Source organism: [Enterobacter] lignolyticus SCF1 (genome assembly GCF_000164865.1).
GTDB lineage: Bacteria > Pseudomonadota > Gammaproteobacteria > Enterobacterales > Enterobacteriaceae > Enterobacter_B > Enterobacter_B lignolyticus.
In genome coordinates this window covers 63353-81397 of the sequence record NC_014618.1, presented here as the reverse complement: position 1 = coordinate 81397, position 18045 = coordinate 63353, and the positions used below count along the sequence as shown (strand labels likewise).

Genomic DNA, 18045 nt, shown 5'->3' with positions numbered 1-18045 from the left:
TTTTAGTTCGTTAATTCTCTGCTGACCGGCGTCTGGTCAAACTCCTGCTGGTTGCGGCGCGCGCTTTGGGAAAGCTCCGTCATGATCTTTTTCAGGTACGGGGTCTTCAGGGTGTAGTAACGTTTGGCGATGATGGCGCTGAGCAGGTAACAGACGGCGGGTACGAGGGTGAACAGGACGATGATGATGCTGAGCGTGGCGCTGTTTTGGGTTTTTGCCGCAGCGTCATAACCGCCGCCCGCCAGCAGCCAGCCGATCAGCGCGCCGCCGAGCGCCAGGCCAAGCTTGAGCACGAACAGCGTGCCAGCAAAGCTGATGCCGGTCAGGCGCTTGCCGTTACGCCATTCGCCATAGTCGACGGTGTCGGACATCATCACCCACTGGATAGGCGTCACCAGCTGGTGCAGCACGCCAATCACGAAGATAAAGCTGAACATCAGAACGCTGGCGTGCATCGGCACGAAGAACATCGCCACGCTAAGCACGGTGAGCGCAGCGTTGGTCCACCAGAAGACGCTGACCTTGCACTTCCAGTCGGTGAGCGGTTTTGCCAGCGCGGAGCCTATCAGGTTGCCGACGCAATAGGTGGTGAGAAAGGCAGTGAACAGCCCGGCGGAGCCCATTATCCAGGTGGCGTAGTACATCATCGCGCCGCCGCGCACACACACCGCAAGGATGTTGAGGATGGTCAGCACACCGACGATGCGCCACTGGTCGTTGTGCCAGATATCGCGCAGGTCTTCGCGCATAGAGGTGGTGCTCGGCGGTACCTGAATACGCTCTTTGGTGGTGAAGAAGCAAAAAGCGAGCATCAGGAATGCCACCACCGACAGCACGGCGATCCCGCCCTGGAAACCGAATGCTTTGTTTTCACCGCCGATGAGATTCACCAGCGGCATCATCAGCACCGTAGAGAGCATACCGCCCGCCGTCGCCAGCACGAAGCGCCAGGACTGCAGGGAGATGCGTTGGGTCGGGTCGTCGGTAATGACGCCGCCGAGGGCGCAGTAGGGAATGTTCACCACGGTGTAGAGCAGGGTCAGCAGCGTGTAGGTGACCACCGCGTATATCAGCCTGCCGTTATGGCTGAGATCCGGCGAGCTGTAGGCCAGCACGCATACGACGCCAAACGGAACGGCGCCGAAGATGATCCACGGGCGGAACTTGCCCCAGCGGCTGCGGGTGCGGTCGGCAAGCAGGCCCATGCACGGGTCGGATATCGCATCCAGCGCGCGGGCCAGCAGAAACATGGTGCCGACAAACCCGGCGGGAATACCGAAAATATCAGTATAGAAAAACATCATGTACAGCATGACGTTATCGAAGATGATGTGGCTTGCGGCGTCACCCATGCCGTAGCCAATCTTCTCCTTTACAGACAACAGTTCACTTTTCATCGTTCGTTATCCTTAGCGCGCCAGGCGCAGAAACCGGTTACATCGTTTTAAATCAACGTTTCAGACGAAGAAATTCCGATTTCTGGTTAGCGAATTACGATTCTTGCTTTCTGTGATCGCGGTAGGGGGAAACCAAGAGAAAGGGTAACTCTATGATTTTACGAGGGTCTGTTGTTACATCTGGAAATACTGTTTCCGGAACCGTGAAATTTTTACATTTGGGTATGTGGTAAATGCCTGAAAGTAGCTATAATGCGCCCCGCCTCCATGTAGCAATGCAGGCGCGGAAGATCGTCGTCTCCGGTGAGGCGGCTGGACTTCAAATCCAGTTGGGGCCGCCAGCGGTCCCGGGCAGGTTCAACTCCTGTGATCTTCCGCCAAAGTTCAGCTCTTTTTCTGCCATCAATATTGCTAAAACATTCTTAACTAAAATCGCACAAGCCAACTGAAGTAGTGGGTTTTATACGACTCGAATCCCCAGACTCATTTCTGAATCCTTCAACACCACTGCAAACGACGCATTTTAATAGCTCAAATAACAAACTCCATCTAATGCAATGGAGTTTGTTATTTACACAAAAAGACATCACTACTTATTAAAAAGCTTACTCCCTGCAATATAGAATACGGCTCCAGCTACCAACCCAATAACTGCCACGGGTAGATTTGGGGCCTGAAAGTTAATAAACAGAGAAACAATTGCTGCCAGCCCCCATGACGTTATGGCAACCGGGTTCCATGCAGCGGTCTGGGCTGAGTTGCCTCTGTTTAACACGAGGCGGTCTGCAATCATGATGGCGCTAATTGGCGGAATAATTACGCCCAGCAGCACCAGCCAGTTAAAGAAATGGTTGTAAATACCAGATACTGCGGCAAGCACGCCGAGGAAGCCAAGAAAGAGGGTGATGGTTCTCATTTTCTTGCCAGACATGTGCGACCAGCCTACAGCGCCGTTATATAGGCAGTGAGTTGCAACAGAACCTAAATTGATGAAAACGAAAATAACGGATAACACGGTAAGCAGAGTGCCATGCCCTGAAAGCACGGTCATAAAGTCACCTCCCGTTGAGGCTGGATTAGGGATAACACCCGTCGCAACGACGATCCCCCCGACCATTTCAGCGATAAAGTTTCCAATCGGGAAGGCGAAGATTGTAGACAGGAACCCTTCACGACCATTTTTAGCCCAACGCGTAAAGTCAGCGGTCATTGTTCCGGAATCGGCGAATCCTGCAAATACAAGCGTTACTGCGGCACCAAATGACATCGCGCTTGATACATGTGGTTGATAACTTAAAATATCAGAGTTACCTTCCTTCAACGCCATATATACAGCAATCGCAGCAATTAAAAAATAAAATGGCGCAGCAATCCATCCCAGGAATGACAGTGCTTTAATACCTATATAGGTAATAATGACATATAAAAACCCACCAGCCAGAGTCATGACCAGCAGGTTGGAGCCAAACGAATCATGCATTGTCGCTCCGGTTAACCCAATTTGCAGAGCGAACCATCCAATCACCACCGTGGAAAGCAGTCCTGATACCAGATAATATCCCGAGCGGCCAAAGGTTTTTTTTGCGGTAAGAGAGAAATTCAGTCCGGTTCGCCCCGCGTCATAACTCAGTAATCCAACAACAACAAAAAGCAACAAATTGCCAAGGAGCATAGCCAGCGCGCCTGATTTAAATCCTAATTGTGCGGTAATCAAACCGCCAATGACGGCACTGGTGAGCACCATGGGGAATCCAAACCAAACCGCAGATACTGAGGATAATTTTTTTCTGTATTCTAATGGTACGGCCGTGTGCTCAAACTCTGGGTCCAGAAGTTTACTCTCTGCATTCAGGTGTGTTGACTCTTTAATTTTTTCCATTTCTCATATACCTGTTTTTATCTGACGTGATAAAATATTATTTATCGATTGCGTTGATGACTAAGCGTTGGGGATATGAACCCAAGCCTCTCTGTACATGTTTTCAACGCGTTGCTAAGTTCACAGAAAATAGTTACTTAAGAACTTCCAGAGTTTGCGAAGTTTTTTCATGACAGCATTACCATTAATGCTGTCATGATGAACATCAATTTACTGAACATTAACCTTAGTTAATCGATTTAAAAATCACTTTCCAGACTGGATCTCATGAAAATAGCTGAACAGGCGATCGCAGTCTTCTCTTTTCGCAACATTAATCATGTCCAGGCAGCTCGTATCTTTACCTGAAAAATAATCACGAAGGTGTTGATCAGAAAATCCATGGGTATGCGCATCATGATGCGTACTGCAATAGTATACTTTCTTAATACCCGTCCAAATAATTACCGCAACACACATCGGGCATGGTTCACAAGTTGCATAAATCTCACAGTCGGACAGATCAAACGTTCCTCGTTTTTTACACGCTTCGCGAATCGCCACGAGTTCAGCATGTGCTGAAGGGTCAGTATCTCTGGTCATCGTGTTGCTTATCGCAACAACCACTTCGCCATTTCTTACAATGGTCGCGCCAAATGGCCCACCAATATTATTTTCCATTCCGTGGATAGTTGCATCAACGGCTAACTTCATATAATCCATGGCTAATTTCCCTCTATAAAACAATGAATACAAGCTATCTACATTTTATTCGGTAACAGGAGCAATATTATCTCTCTTATTGATATATAGCTTCATTGCCAGGAATGCGACAATAAGCAAATATCCAAAAACGAAAGGCATGGCAGTTGTCTGAGCCCACCCAACGGTACTTGTATGAATGACACCGGCAAAAGTCAATGCAGAGGCTAAGATAGCCGCAGCTATTCCACCTACAGGCGTATTACGGATAGTAAAGATAAGGATGCAACCCCAGATAATGCTCGTGATCGGCGCCCCATTACCTAACGCAACCAAACCATCGTAGAACAGGCCAGCGTTGTGTAGCGCTGCAGAGGATACCTGGCCGGCATCATTTCCAACCGAAATACCGGCAGCCGACAGGGCATTGTTAACCTGGACCGTAGCCCAGTTGGCAACCCAGGGGAAAAAACAGACAAAAATTGCTGGCACTTCAAATTTTGGCGCTTCTTTAACCGCCTGAAACCCTGTAACAATCGCAATAAACACGAGCATCGGAACAATGGCTTCAATAGGCACCACTGCGAGCACCAGTCCCATCAGACTGAAAATGGATAATAAGAATATGGCTGTAGAACTGGCAATAGAATACCCAATCCCTGCGCCGACCTCTTTCCAGCCCGCATGTCCCACATACACCGTTACGGGGAACGGGTTGCCGCAAAATGCGCCTACCGCAGAACAGATACCGTTGGTCAGCATTACGTCTCTGGTTTTATATTCATCGCCGCACACTGCCGCAGCTTCAACGTTTTCCAGATTAAAAATATAGTTTGATAATCCCAAAGGCACCGCGGCTAATAAATACGGGAAGGCTGCATCAATATGATCGAAAAGACCATGCAAATGTAGCGTTGGCGGATTAAAGCCAAATGACTTCAACGATTTAGCAACCGCCGCAGGATCTTGATATCCCATAACCCAGGCAATGATAGTGCCAATTATTATCAGCAATAACCCCGTCGGTATCTTCTTCATTATCGGATGCTTACTTAACCAGTTCATGAAGATGATAATAATTGCAACAAATGCGACAACCGGTTTCTCAAAAGATTGCAGCATCGGGTTCATACCCAAAAAGACAAATGACAGTCCTGCTAATGCTGCCAACAATACTGTTCTTGGTACAAACCTTCTGACAATATCACCAAAGAAGGCGCCGACAAAAAGCATTGAAGCTTCAAATAAACACCAAATCACCCCAACCGTTGTTGTGAATGCAGCATCCTTTGTTTGATGGTACAGAGGTAACATAATCATAAAAATGATTAGAAAAATACCCGGGGAGCTGGAACCGGACGGAAGTGCGGTAACATCACTTCTGCCTGTTTTAACCGCTAATTTATAGGCAAAATAGGCGAAAATGAGGCCTGACAACAGCACCGCGCTGCCAAACCCGGGCACAATTTGTTTATAAACAAAATCCTGTGGCATACCCACGACATAAATGAGCAGTGAGATCATCACAAGGAAGTCTGTCAGAACGTTAATAAATAAACCAAAAGATGCCGCGAAATCCCCTTTTTTCCATAAAGAAATACGTTGTGTCTGACAAGAGGAGTTGGCCACCATTGCATTATCGCCGTCATTCAAATATTCACGGTCACTTTTTCCTGAGCTGTTCATAAACTACTCCCGCACTTAAATGCTAACGATGTGAGTCCCGGTTTCTCCACGCAGGGCTTCGGGCAGTTTTTCAGGCGTGGTAATAATGACCCGCTTGCCGCCCTGCCGTAGAAACGCGAGACTGGCGGTGATTTTTGGCAGCATACTTCCCGGCGGGAAATGCCCTTCTTCGCTGTAGCGAGCCATTTCTTCAACGGTGACTTCACCCAGCGCGCGCTGCTCTGGTTTACCGAAATGAATGCACACCTTCTCTACACCCGTCGTGATGACGAGAATGTCTGCACTGATTTCACGGGCGAGAAGCGCGGTGGAAAGATCTTTGTCAATGACAGCATCAACGCTCTGATAATCGCCACTTGCGGTGCGGATAACTGGAATCCCGCCTCCACCTGCCCCGATGACCACGAATCCCTGGTTGATCAACGCCCGAATGGCCTCAGCTTCAACGATGCGCTTTGGCTCTGGCGAGGCGACCACTCGACGATAGCCACGCCCGGAATCCTCAACAAAATGCCAGTCAGGGTGGGCGGCTTTGAGCTCCTCACACTGCGTGGCGCTAAAAAACGCGCCAATGGGCTTCGCCGGGTGAATGAAGTTTGGATCGTTTTTATCCACCTCCACCTGGGTGATGACCGTTACCGCCGTTTTCTCCCCGCTGCGGCTCAGGCAATTATTGAGCGCCTGCTGGATCAGATAACCGATGCCGCCCTGTGTGTCCGCCACGCAGTTAGCGAGGGGGGTTAGCGGCAGGCCTTCCTGCTCATGAGCAATCTCCGCACGGCGTAAATCCAGCCCCACCTGAGGACCATTTCCGTGAGTGAGCACAATGTCAAAATCCGAACTGAGCATAGCCAGCACCGACTTTGCCACTTCTTTCACGGCGGTCTCTTGATGCATGACCGACTGGCTGCCGTTATCTTTGATGATGCTATTGCCGCCAATAGCCACTACCACGAGTTGTTTCATTTTCTTTCCCCTGCCTTCCCTGCACTCCCCCGTTCCTGGCAGGAAGGGGGGAATGCGGATGGTGTTAACGATCAGTCGCAATAGCGTTGGCTAAACGAGAGCAGAGCCTTCTCAAAGCATTCAAATGGCGGATGGACAATGCCCGCGCCAATCATGCCGATACCCGCGTCTTTGTGTGCAATGGCCGTGTTGATTACCGGCAGAATGCCAGTGTCACCCACGCGGGTAATATCAATCGCCGAAGGAATGCCCATAAACGACAGCAATGGGATGGTGACGTTGGGGTTTTCGCCTAGCGTTATCTCGCGCATCTTGCGGGAAAAATCGACGGCTTCGTCTACCGTACCGCCCACCAACGCGACAATCGCCGGCGCCGTCGCCATGGCGAAACCACCGATGCCGTAGGTTTCTGTTATCGCGCTATCGCCGATATCCAGCCCGGAGTCTTCCGGCTTATAGCCAGCAAACATCGGGCCAATCACCTGCTGAGCCGGACCGGTGAACCAGTGGCCTGGCAAGCCGCTCACGCGCAGACCAAACTCCACGCCGTTACGCGCCATCGTCGTGACGACCGTGCTGTATTCAATACCGTGCGCAGCGTCCATGGCGGCTTTACACATTGCCATCCATGTCGGACCGGAGAAGTAGTCGCTGCTGGCGACAAAATCGAACACCTCTTTTTGCTGCGCAACGCTATAGCCCGTCTGGATAATCCACGGCGTCAGCGCCTGGATAAGCAGCGTGGTGCCCGCGTTGTTACGGTTGTGGCATTCGTCGCCCATGTGCAATGCCTGGGCAAGCATCAGGCGCAAATCAATTTCGCCCGCCAGCTTCATGGCATCGCGCAGCATTGGGCCCAGCACGTCGCGCATCCAGATCAGACGGTCAATGACGCTCTGGTCATTGGCGCCCATGCGCAGGATCTTCGCCATCTGCTCGCTCAGATTGGTGTAAGCGCGATTACCGTAGGTTTTGTTCTCGACGATGTGCATGAACATGGAGGCAGACGTCACGCCCGCCATCGAGCCGACGCAGTCGTGTTCGTGGCAAGGTGAGAAGATAATCTCGCCGGATGCGGCCAGCTCAGCGGCCTCTTCCAGCGTCGCGGCCAGCCCTTCAAATACCAGCGCGCCGGTAACGGCGCCTTTCATCGCACCGCACATTTTTTCCCAGGTCACAGGCGGTCCGGCATGCAGAATCGTGTTACGCGTCATGCCCGGAACGACGTTGATCGCCTGGTCATAGCCGATCAGCACGGGATGGGACTGGAGAATACGCTCCAGCGCGAGCTTGTTGGCCGCCGCGACTTTCTCCGCCACTTCCGGCGCGGCAATGTTGTCGAGACATTTCACCACGGCCATATTGCCAAGGCCCGGTGGCGTCCAGTCGAGCTGCGTGACCGGGACATGCTGCTTTTTCAAATCATCGCTGAACATCGCGAGACCGACGTTAATGACATTCAGCGGCTGGGTGAACAGACTCATTGCGCTTCCTCCTTGCAGACAAACTCACGTGCCAATAAACCGGTGTTGGTACTACTGCTGGCCCAAATAACGCCTGCGTCAGTGAGCATCTGGCACTGCTGTCCGAGCGAAGGAGTGTCCAGGTCTGTACCCAGCACGTAACCCAGAATGACCAGATGACGTCCATCGCGAGCCGCGATGGCTTTTGCTTCTTTGATGGCATCAAGCATCACGCCCACCGGGTCTTCATGCGAGCCATAGCCCAGCACGAAATCCATCACAATCACGCCCACTTCCGGGTCGCGCGCTTCTTGCAACAGGCGGTTGATGCGGTTGGTTGGGTCAATCATCGGGTGAGGCTTGCCGTTGGTGAAATCGTCATCGCCAAAATCAAGGAAGGTGTGGGCGATACTGACGTTGACGTCTTTCAGGCGATATTCCTGATTTGGCTGGATATTGCTGTACACGTTCGGATATTTTTCCAGCGCAGCAAACATGGCCTCGTCGCACAGGGTGCCGCCGCAAAACAGCGCACGAATATACTTCTGTTCAGGCTTCAGGAGTGCGCGTACTTCTTCGATAAGCGGCCAGTTGAGCGGATGAAGATCCAGCGATTCCTTCTTCACGCCGGTCAGCAAGACGGCTTTGAGCGCCGCTTCTTTGGTACCGCGAGCAAACTGCAATCCTTCTTCATCGGCCTGCGGTTCACCGCGGCCAAGGAAGCACACCACCACCGGTTTACGACAAGACTTCGCGCGCTCCAGCACTTTGCGAGCCACCGCCGGAGCTGGCGGTTTGGAAATCAGCGCAATCACTTCTGTTTGCGCGTCCTCTTCCAGCATCTGAAGTGCGTCGAGCATCATGATGCCGCCGATTTTCTCGCTCAGGTCGCGTCCACCGGTTCCAATCAGCTGGGAAATACCGCCGCCAAACTCGTGGATACGAACGCTCAGCTCCTGGCTGCCCGTACCGCTTGCGCCAATGATGCCAATGGACCCGCGGCGCACTTCGTTAGCAAAGCAAAGCCCTGCGCCATTAATGATGGCGGTACCGCAATCTGGCCCCATCATTAGCAGCCCTTTTTGGTGGGCGAGCTGTTTGAGCGCCAGCTCATCCTCAAGGGAGACGTTATCGGAGAACAGCATCACGTTGAGGTCATTTTCCAGCGCCTGGCGCGCTTCGCGGGCGGCAAACGCGCCGTTGACGGAAATCACGGCCAGATTGCTTTCTGGAATATGGGTATGGGCGCTGGAAAGCGTCGCGTAGCGGGATTCGTGGCGTGAGCCCGCACTGTCTTTACGGACAAACAGCGCTTCAATAGCTTCAAGCGTGGCGGTATTCGCGTCATCGCTGGCCCCTTTGATGACGATCATCAGGTCGCCGCTTGCAGCCTGCTCGAGCTCATCAGTCATCAGCCCGAGGTTTTTCAGCACGCCTTTGTTCATTTCTGTCGCCATCGCGACAAACGCCTGCTCCACACCGTCAAGCTGGTTGGCTTTAGTGGACACCGACATCAGCGAAACCGAGTCAAAATACGTGTTCTTTTTAATCACAATCCTGGTTGACATTCTTTCCTCCAAAATACGCGGTCAAAGCAAGGGCGTCCGCCATGCCGTACAGCATGTCGCAGCCTGAACTTGAGCCGATTCGTTTAATTTCGTTAATAACCTGTTGAATATTCTGGCTATCATTCTGGTTTATCTGGAAAATAAACCGGTGAATAACCTCGCGATAGCGCTGTGAAATAGCCTCTCGCAGCGTTATTGCGCTCAACAGCGTGGTTTTTTCTTTTCCTGACTCCTGAATATCAATAAATACGTCGAGGTACCGTCGCCCCGGGCTATCGGGAATAAATAAAATAGCGCTAAGTCCGGTAAGATAATCATCACCCGTCGGGGTAAGCCCAATACCTAGCCCTATTAAATTTATCCCCGCCGTTGTAATGGCCGTATCATCCCCGATTTTCAACGACTGCAAGAGATCGCCGCGATATACTTGCAGTAGTCTTGCTATTTCCTGGTAAAAGGCATTCGGTCCTTGATAATAAAATAACGAAGCGCTGTCTTTGATACTTTCATTTATTAAATCAGCAATACTTTGCCAGCACCGCGAATCTTTAAAACAGAGCGCGTCGGGCAACCAGGGCTTACAGCGCGAAAAATCGATAAATTTGTCGTGACCTACCGTAATACCGCGTTTGTAAAAGATGACCTGTTCACCGGGCCGAAAAAATTTGTCGCAGTGTTCAAGCGCTATCCGACAGCTATTTGGAGCATTATCGCAAGAAGGGCTAAGCAGGGTATAAAGTGTATTCTGTTCGGGAATAAACAGATTCACTGCCCGGGAAAAAACCTGCTCAACGGTACCTCTAACTTCACCGTCCACTTCTGCCTGTAATCCGGGGCGGAGAGCCGCCCCATCTGCCGTAAGCGCGAGGATGCACTGCCGCTCAACACGTGATGCGATAGTACGCCTCCGGGTTTATCAGGCTCCTGACTGGATCAGCAGTTCAGCAATTTCGTGGTACCCCTTCTCACGGGCCAGCGCCAGCGGCGTTTTACCGTACTTATCCGTCATGTGCGGATTCGCGCCGTGCTCCAATAACAGCCTGACGATTTCCTGCTGTTTGACGCCGCCGTCGTTAAGTACGATGGCCTCCAGCAAGGGCGTCCAGCCGACGAAATTGGTGTGGTTAACGTTTATTTCTGTGCGGGTCAGTAATTCACGCACAATTTCTACATGCCCCTTTTCGCTTGCCGGCGTAATACCGACGCCGCCAAATCGCGATAAACAGTTCAGATCGGGGTTAGCGGGCAATACCAGACGCAGTAAGGTTAAATCGTTATTCAGGCAGCTTAATAAAAAAGGGTTGAAACAGGTTTCATCTTGTTTATTAATATCCGCACCGGCAGAAATAAGATACTCAACACACGCATACTGCTTATGTAGGCTGGCGAGGGTAATTGCTGTACGTCCCTGGCGATTAGTAACATTAATATCTACGCCGCTGGCGAGACAGCTTTTTAGTACGTCTGGCTGGCCTTGTACTGCTGCATTTAGAAACTCTGCAATAAGTTCGTTCTGAGACATATAATAATTACTCCCGTACTTCGTTATGCCCTATGAATTGAGAATAGCAACACTCAACCCGGTTTAAAATCCGTTTAAGAATCATTCATCGTTAAAGACCCTATTATTGAAATATTTTCAACAATGTGTGTAAGATGTGCGTTAGCGCAATATTTTACATGCGCTAAACCGCGCTTTCCGGGTTTTTGGAACTTACAACACCGGGTCTCACGAAGCCTGACGGGCAGCGGTAAGAACGAGTTTTCAGAAGTGTGATGCTCTTCAAATGAGTTGTAATGGCGGTGTTAAATGTGGTTCAGAACGAAAGCCCAGAACAACGGGATTTCAAATACATTCAACAATATGGTATTGCGCCGTCAGCGCGGCATGTCGAGCCTTATCATAGGTTGATCGTGCTATTAACTATCTGCACAGAGGATTTGCGTAATGAACTCTATTTTTACGGAAGAAAATCTTCTGACGTTTGTCACCGCCGCTCGCTACGCCAGCTTTAGCAAAGCGGCAGCAGAGCTGGATCTGACAACATCCGCCGTCAGCTACACCATCAAAAGAATAGAAACCTACCTTGATGTCGTACTGTTTGTGCGCAGCACGCGCAGTATTGAACTCACCGAATCAGGCCACTATTTCTATCGCAAGGCGACCGACCTGCTTAACGACTTCCACGCCATCAAACGGGGTGTCGACACTATCTCGCAAGGGATTGAGGTGAAGCTGCGCATCTGCATCAATCAGCTGCTTTACACCCCTCGCCACACCGCAAAGCTGCTACAAATTCTGAAGAAACAGTTCCCCACCTGCCTGATTACCATCACCACTGAGGTCTACAACGGCGTATGGGAATCGATAATTAACAACCACGCCAACATCGCCATCGGCGCGCCAGGCACGCTGCCCGACGGCGGCGGCATCGACTATACCGAAATTGGCGCGATCCGCTGGGAATTCGCCATCGCTCCCACTCACCCGCTGGCTTTTATGCCGGAACCCATTTCAGAGAGCCAGCTACGCCTGTACCCCAATATCATGGTGGAAGATACCGCGCTCACGCTCAATAAAAAGGTCGGTTGGCTGCTGCACGGCCAGGAGGCCATTCTGGTACCTGATTTTAATACCAAATGCTATTGCCAGATTCTGGGCGAGGGGGTGGGTTTTTTACCCGATTACCTGGTGCGCGACGCTAAAGAAAGCGGCCTGCTGGTAACCCGGCAGATAAATAATCCGCGTCAGGACTCACTCATGATGCTCGCCGCGCAGCATACCGCTACAGGACAGGTCACACAGTGGATTAAAAAGCAGTTTGCAGAAGGAGGGGTGTTGACCGAGATTTATCAGGACCTGCTGCACCAGAATTAAATTACCAGTAAAAGTGGTAGAAGCTACATAAATTATCTGTTTTGATGTGTTATTTTAGTGTTGTAGTCTTTTTTCCTTAATGTTAAACGCCGTAGGGCAGAAGAGCCCTCGCTTTAATTTTCAGGAAAATCATTCTTATGAAAATGCGCTTCAATAGGGCAATGCTGCTGTCATTTTCACTGGTTTTTTCGGCCAGTACACTGGCTGACGGCCTCCAGTGCAAAAACAAAGAGTTCACCCTGCAAACCCTCGGTACCGGTGGACCTATCACCGATGACCAGCGGGCATCCTCCGGAGAGGTCATCTGGCTGAATGGCAAATCCGCCATTCTGATTGATGCCGGCGGCGGAATTTTCCTGCGCTTTGGCCAGTCTGGCGCCCGGCTGGAAAATCTCAAACTCATCGGCATTACCCACTTCCACACCGATCATGTCTCTGACCTGGCCGCAATCCTTAAAGGCGGTTATTTTCTGCAGCAGAAAGAGGTGATTGACCTTGCCGGACCGATGGGCGGCGGCGCATTCCCGTCCATGACGCAATATTTCCATGACCTGTTTAAAAAAGAAGGCGGCGCATATTCCTATCTGAATGGTCTGTATAACGCCACCGATGGGTTACAGCTGGAAAGCCGCGTTAAGGATATTGATTACACCGCCAAAGAACCGCAGTTGGTTTATCAGGATCCGGAAATGAAGGTCACCGCATTAGGGATCCCGCACGGAGATGTCCCTTGCCTTGCGTTTCGTATCGAAACCGCTAAGGGTACGATGGTGATCTCCGCTGACCAAAATGGCAGCAATGAAGCCTTCGTCAATTTTGCGAAAGGCGCTGACATTCTGGTAATGCCATTAGCGATTGATGAACACGCCGATACCGCATCGAAATTCCTGCACGCCGAACCTGAAGCGGTGGGAAAAATTGCTGCCGAAATCAATCCGAAGGTACTGGTGCTGAACCACTTCATGGGCAAAGGTCTGCGTCTGAAAGACCAGTCCGTCAATATCGTCAAGCAGTACTACCACGGGAAGGTCTATTCCAGCCGTGACCTCTCCTGTTTCCCGATTTCATTAGCCAGTGAGCAGGAATAATCAATGAAAAATAAAATTGTATTATCGATCACGGTGGGCTCAATGCTGATTGCAGGGATGGTTGCGCCGGTTTCTGCTGAGGGTACCTCCTACGAAGCGAGCAAAACAGGCAACAAAGCTCCCACCAGCAGCGGTAAGTGCGCCAGCGGTAAATGCGGTACGGAAAAGATATACGGCCAGGCCAGTCTGAACCATGACCCACAGTACCAGCTTGTGCGCGCCCGCGATGGAAAATGCGGCCTGACCGGTGAAGGTATCAATCAACAGGTATCCCCTCAACAGGTAGAGGACGGGAAATGCACCAGCGGCGTGTGCGGGAAATAGCCCAGGATAGTGCCGGTATCGGGCTGCGTAATGAACATATCCCGCGACTGTTACAGCAACCAAAACGTCAGGATATCGATTTTCTCGAGCTGGCTCCCGATAACTGGATGAATATAGGGGGCGCCAAAAAGGAATATTTAGCGGACATAAGAAAAAAGTATCCTTTAATTTGCCACAGCCTGAGTTTGTCAATCGGTGATGTGTGCCCGTTAAACGAAACGTACATTAATGATATCCGTCGTTTTCTGGATGAGTACCGTATCGATATTTACAGCGATCATCTCTGCTTTTCCCGGGACCCGCAGGGATATTTTTACGATTTACTGCCAATACCGACGTTTGCCGATGCGCTGCCCTATCTGACGCAGAGGATCGATCGCGTGCAGAACCTGCTGGGCCGTCAGCTGGTTCTGGAAAATATTTCCTCTTATCACCGCTATACGGGTGAGATACCGGAGGCGGAATTCTGGGGTGAACTATTGCAGCGTAGCGGCTGCGGCATGTTACTGGATATTAATAATGTCTACGTAAATGCCTTTAATCACAATTTTGATGCGCTTGATTATATTCGCAGCATTCCAGGTAACTCGATTGTGTATTACCACATCGCCGGTCATTTAGAAGATGAGGAGTTCCGGCTTGATACACACGGTATGCCAGTGCTGGAAGATGTGATGAAACTTGCAAAGCAGACGTTTTACCTTCACGGCGCCAGGCCGCTACTGCTGGAGCGTGATAACAACGTGCCGCCTCTGGATGACCTCTGTGAGGAACTGGCCGGCATCCGGGCATCTATTGCGTAAAAAGGAGGATATGTGAGTCTATCACCTGCAGTCCCTGCGTCACTGGCCGCCGCACAGGCCGAGTTTTCAGCCCGGCTTCGTGCCAGTGGCGCTGCGGATAAATCCTGTACCCGCGGCATGACGCTGTACCGAAACATCATCAGGGAAAATATCAGCGACGTATTGCAGAATGTTTTCCCGCTGTTTTGCTGCAAACGGGATAGGTCCGCCGTTTATCAACTGGTCGACCGGTTTGTGAATCAGCATCACTCCACTCAGCCTGAGTTTCATCAGATAGCGACGGAGCTGTTACTTTTCGTGCGTGAGAAAGAGCCGTTATCCCCGTATGACCTGGCATTGGTAGAATATGAGTGGCTTCTCTACGCGGTTGAAATTGATGATAGTGAGGTTCCTTTTCCACAGCCAATAAGACAAAAACCCGCTCGTTTGCATAATGTCGATGTGATACCTAACCCGACGCTGAGGATAATCGCCTTACCATTCTGGCTAAAAGAAGGAGAACCCTGTGATGAGGAGATACCGCTTCACAATTATTATGCGGTCTACCGTAAGCACAATAATGAAATTTATCAGAAAAGACTCCATCTGACCGATGTTCATTTGCTATCGGGGTTGAATAATCAGACGACGGCGGTAAGCCTGGAACAATTGCAGACGCAGGTGGCATGCAGTTTCTCCACATTACCTTTGCATGTATGGCTGGAAGCCAACAATAACGATGAGCTGTTGTCATTAAAGTACAGGGGATAATATTATGCTGACCAAATTGATCTCACGTTACACGCTGGTGATATCCAGCGTTATGAAAGCAGATTTCATTGCATTATTACTTATTCGTCTCTATTTAATTCCTGTTATTTTCGCAGGGGCGCATGCAAAGGTGCTGGGATTCAGTGGTACCGTCGCCTGGTTTGCACAACCTACCGCCGAAGGCGGCCTCGGCCTGCCGTTTCCCTGGCTGTTGGCATTTCTGGCCACGTCAACTGAAGTGCTGGGCCTGATCTGTATCACGCTGGGTCTATTTACCCGCATTATAGCAATCCCGATGATTGTCGTAATGAGCGTCGCCAGTCTGATGGTTCACTGGTCCCATGGCTGGCTGGCCATTGCCAGCAACACCATGGAATCCAGCCAGCGTATGACGGCCTTCCTGCAGTGGCTGATTGAAAATTTCCCGGGTCGTTACAATTACATCACCCAGCTGGGCGACCCGGTTATTTTGAACAATGGCATCGAATTCTCAGCCACCTATTTCATCATGTTGTTGGTTCTGCTGGTTTACGGTGGAGGACGATATGTCAGCGCGGACTACTGGCTAAAAAAGATAACGCCAGCGTGGCGAAGCCAATAACGCTTGACCGGTCTTAACGGTACTGCTGCTGAGCGCATTCACCGGCGAGCGAACCGCATATGGGCTGAGCAACAGCGCCGCGAGAAGGATGGCGCGTTGCTTCTTCGCCTGCACACTCTCGACGGAGGTTGACCCAACGGAAATGCCGATACGTCGGGCAGGCAAAATGCCATAATTGCGCCCACTTATTAAATCTGCTTAACCCGTTGTTATTCGATATAAAAACATCTAATTATCTCGTTGTCACCGCCCACAAAAATGTGATGCGCATCACATTCTATGATCACATTCGTATAGTACTTTCTTTAGGCTATGCGCTGCAAAAAAGGAAAGTTGATAGTGGAACAATATGCCAACCTCAACGGTCATTCCGGGGTGATGAGGTACGAAATTTCTGAAGATGCGATTGAAATCATTTTCAACGATCGCTCCACCTATCTGTATAACGCGGAAAAACCCGGCGTGAAGGCCGTTGCTGAAATGCAGCGACTTGCCCGTATTGGCATGGGGTTAGAGACCTATATTCAACGGCACGTCAGATCCGATTATTTTAGAAAGATACGGTAACCCGCACGCCAGGCAGTGGTTCGGTTGACCCGAGCCGCTGCCGCCTCCCGTCCCGGTATCGCTACGCCGATCACAGCATTATTGTTGCTTCGCTAGTATTTTTCTTATGTCGCGTAATACACATAAGGGAAACGCAACAATGGAAATATATGCAAATAAAAAGGGTACCTCTGGTGTGAAAGCCTACGAAATAGAGCAGGACTCTATCACGGTATACTTTAAAAATAGTTCGGTGTATTTATATAACGCCTCCCATCCGGGCAGTGCGGTCGTTGCTGAGATGCAAAAACTCGCCCGCCGCGGCGAGGGGCTAAATGATTATATTAACCAGCATGTAAAAGCGGATTGCTTTGTCTTAAAACGCTAGCACGAAAAAGAAGGGTGTCATCTCAGCCACCCTTCTTTATATAACATCTTGCACGCTCAGCAAACGGGCATACCTGTCCCCTGATACGGATCGATGTGGGTCATCACGTCCAGCACGTTTTTATTTTCCATTACCGCCTCGCGCACCGCTACGGCAATATCATGCCCTTCGCGCACGGAAAGCTCGCCGTCGACCTCGATATGTACATCCACCAGGATCAGGTCACCCGTTTTGCGGGTTTTCAGGTCGTGCAGCCCGGCGACGCCGGGGATGGCGAGGATGGTGGTTTTGATCGCCGCTTCCACGTCGGCATCGGCCGAGCGGTCCATCAGGTCATGGAGCGCATCGGCGGAAAAGTGATAGCCCATACGGGCGATGAGCACGCCGACCACCAGCGCCGCCACCGGGTCGAGCCACGGGTAGCCGAGCAGGTTGCCGAAAATCCCGATGGCCACCACGACCGACGACGCCGCATCCGAACGCGCGTGCCAGGCATTGGCAATCAGCAGCGACGACTGAATACGTCTCGCCACCGCCAGCATGTAGCGGAACAGCAGCTCTTTCGCCGTCAGCGCAAGCAGCGCCACCCACAGCGCGATGATGTGCACGTTCGCAATCGTCTCGGGGTGCAGAAGCTTGCCGCCGGCGGACCAAATCATACCCGCCCCGACCAGGAACAGTATCGCGCCAATAATTAACGATGCCCCGTTCTCATAGCGTCCGTGACCATAGTGGTGGTCGTCATCAGACGGTTTGCGGCTTTTTTTATTGGCGGTCAGCACGACAAAATCAGCTACTAAATCGGAAAACGAATGCATACCATCGGCTATGAGCCCCTGCGAGCCGGAAAATATCCCCAACAGAACCTGAAAACAGGACAGAAATATATTCACTACCACGCTCACCAGCGTGCTTTTTCTCGCAGCCAATGAACGATTATGATATTCGTTCTCATTGTGCTTATTTTCATTATGAATCATACTAACCCCAGAAATATGCCCTGCCGTACGACAATGCGCGTAATATA

At 50.9% G+C, this 18045-nt stretch carries 18 protein-coding genes and 1 tRNA gene; 9 read left to right on the top strand and 10 right to left on the bottom strand.

Annotation, left to right across the window (positions count from 1 at the left end):
- Positions 1-2 precede the first annotated feature (2 nt).
- The gene (locus tag ENTCL_RS00405; RefSeq protein WP_013364140.1) at positions 3-1397 is read right to left on the bottom strand and encodes a glycoside-pentoside-hexuronide family transporter; all 1395 of its coding nucleotides are present in this window, start codon (positions 1395-1397) and stop codon (positions 3-5) included.
- A gap of 285 nt (positions 1398-1682) precedes the next feature.
- Here ENTCL_RS00405 and ENTCL_RS00400 point away from each other — a divergent pair.
- Positions 1683-1777, top strand: a tRNA-Sec gene (locus tag ENTCL_RS00400).
- Positions 1778-1986: 209 nt separating this feature from the next.
- Here ENTCL_RS00400 and ENTCL_RS00395 read toward each other — a convergent pair.
- The 8 genes from ENTCL_RS00395 to ENTCL_RS00360 form a co-directional block, all read right to left on the bottom strand.
- On the bottom strand, positions 1987-3276 hold the full coding sequence (locus ENTCL_RS00395) for a cytosine permease (protein ID WP_013364139.1): 1290 nt from the start codon (positions 3274-3276) through the stop codon (positions 1987-1989).
- A gap of 246 nt (positions 3277-3522) precedes the next feature.
- A complete protein-coding gene (locus tag ENTCL_RS00390) occupies positions 3523-3978 on the bottom strand; it encodes a nucleoside deaminase (protein WP_013364138.1) in 456 nt (151 codons plus the stop codon).
- A 45-nt stretch (positions 3979-4023) separates the two neighbouring features.
- A complete protein-coding gene (locus tag ENTCL_RS00385) occupies positions 4024-5589 on the bottom strand; it encodes a xanthine permease (RefSeq protein ID WP_157865570.1) in 1566 nt (521 codons plus the stop codon).
- Positions 5590-5658: 69 nt separating this feature from the next.
- Positions 5659-6609: a carbamate kinase family protein gene (locus ENTCL_RS00380; RefSeq protein WP_013364136.1), complete on the bottom strand. Its 951-nt coding sequence runs from the start codon at positions 6607-6609 to the stop codon at positions 5659-5661.
- Positions 6610-6680: 71 nt separating this feature from the next.
- Entirely contained in the window at positions 6681-8093 is a 1413-nt protein-coding gene (locus ENTCL_RS00375; protein WP_013364135.1) for a YlbE family protein, read from the bottom strand.
- Positions 8090-9640 (bottom strand): acyl-CoA synthetase FdrA, encoded by a 1551-nt coding sequence (gene fdrA, locus ENTCL_RS00370; protein ID WP_013364134.1) that lies wholly within the window; start codon positions 9638-9640, stop codon positions 8090-8092. Before fdrA ends, ENTCL_RS00375 begins: the two co-directional genes overlap by 4 nt.
- Positions 9618-10457 (bottom strand): oxamate carbamoyltransferase subunit AllH family protein, encoded by an 840-nt coding sequence (locus ENTCL_RS00365; protein WP_013364133.1) that lies wholly within the window; start codon positions 10455-10457, stop codon positions 9618-9620. The genes fdrA and ENTCL_RS00365 overlap by 23 nt, the downstream gene beginning before the upstream one ends.
- 99 nt (positions 10458-10556) lie before the next feature.
- Positions 10557-11162 (bottom strand): ankyrin repeat domain-containing protein, encoded by a 606-nt coding sequence (locus ENTCL_RS00360; RefSeq protein ID WP_013364132.1) that lies wholly within the window; start codon positions 11160-11162, stop codon positions 10557-10559.
- Positions 11163-11588: 426 nt separating this feature from the next.
- On the opposite strand from ENTCL_RS00360, the gene ENTCL_RS00355 reads away from it, so the two are divergent.
- From ENTCL_RS00355 to ENTCL_RS00320, 8 genes are all read left to right on the top strand, one after another.
- A complete protein-coding gene (locus ENTCL_RS00355; RefSeq protein ID WP_013364131.1) occupies positions 11589-12518 on the top strand; it encodes a LysR family transcriptional regulator in 930 nt (309 codons plus the stop codon).
- 137 nt (positions 12519-12655) lie between these two features.
- Positions 12656-13606: an MBL fold metallo-hydrolase gene (locus ENTCL_RS00350; RefSeq protein ID WP_013364130.1), complete on the top strand. Its 951-nt coding sequence runs from the start codon at positions 12656-12658 to the stop codon at positions 13604-13606.
- A 3-nt stretch (positions 13607-13609) separates the two neighbouring features.
- Complete coding sequence (locus ENTCL_RS00345; protein ID WP_013364129.1) at positions 13610-13930, top strand: hypothetical protein; 321 nt, start codon at positions 13610-13612, stop codon at positions 13928-13930.
- Positions 13903-14733 carry an MbnB/TglH/ChrH family RiPP precursor modification enzyme gene (locus tag ENTCL_RS00340; protein WP_013364128.1) on the top strand — a complete coding sequence of 277 codons (831 nt, stop codon included), beginning with the start codon at positions 13903-13905 and terminating at the stop codon, positions 14731-14733. The genes ENTCL_RS00345 and ENTCL_RS00340 overlap by 28 nt, the downstream gene beginning before the upstream one ends.
- A gap of 12 nt (positions 14734-14745) precedes the next feature.
- Positions 14746-15483 (top strand): HvfC/BufC family peptide modification chaperone, encoded by a 738-nt coding sequence (locus ENTCL_RS22360; protein WP_013364127.1) that lies wholly within the window; start codon positions 14746-14748, stop codon positions 15481-15483.
- 4 nt (positions 15484-15487) lie between these two features.
- The gene (locus ENTCL_RS00330; protein WP_013364126.1) at positions 15488-16084 is read left to right on the top strand and encodes an HvfX family Cu-binding RiPP maturation protein; all 597 of its coding nucleotides are present in this window, start codon (positions 15488-15490) and stop codon (positions 16082-16084) included.
- Between the two features lie 339 nt (positions 16085-16423).
- On the top strand, positions 16424-16651 hold the full coding sequence (locus ENTCL_RS00325) for a hypothetical protein (protein WP_013364125.1): 228 nt from the start codon (positions 16424-16426) through the stop codon (positions 16649-16651).
- A gap of 139 nt (positions 16652-16790) precedes the next feature.
- Positions 16791-17018: a hypothetical protein gene (locus ENTCL_RS00320; protein ID WP_013364124.1), complete on the top strand. Its 228-nt coding sequence runs from the start codon at positions 16791-16793 to the stop codon at positions 17016-17018.
- A 56-nt stretch (positions 17019-17074) separates the two neighbouring features.
- Here the strand turns inward: ENTCL_RS00320 and ENTCL_RS00315 are convergent, their stop codons facing one another.
- A complete protein-coding gene (locus ENTCL_RS00315; RefSeq protein WP_013364123.1) occupies positions 17075-17998 on the bottom strand; it encodes a cation diffusion facilitator family transporter in 924 nt (307 codons plus the stop codon).
- Between the last annotated feature and the right edge of the window lie 47 nt (positions 17999-18045).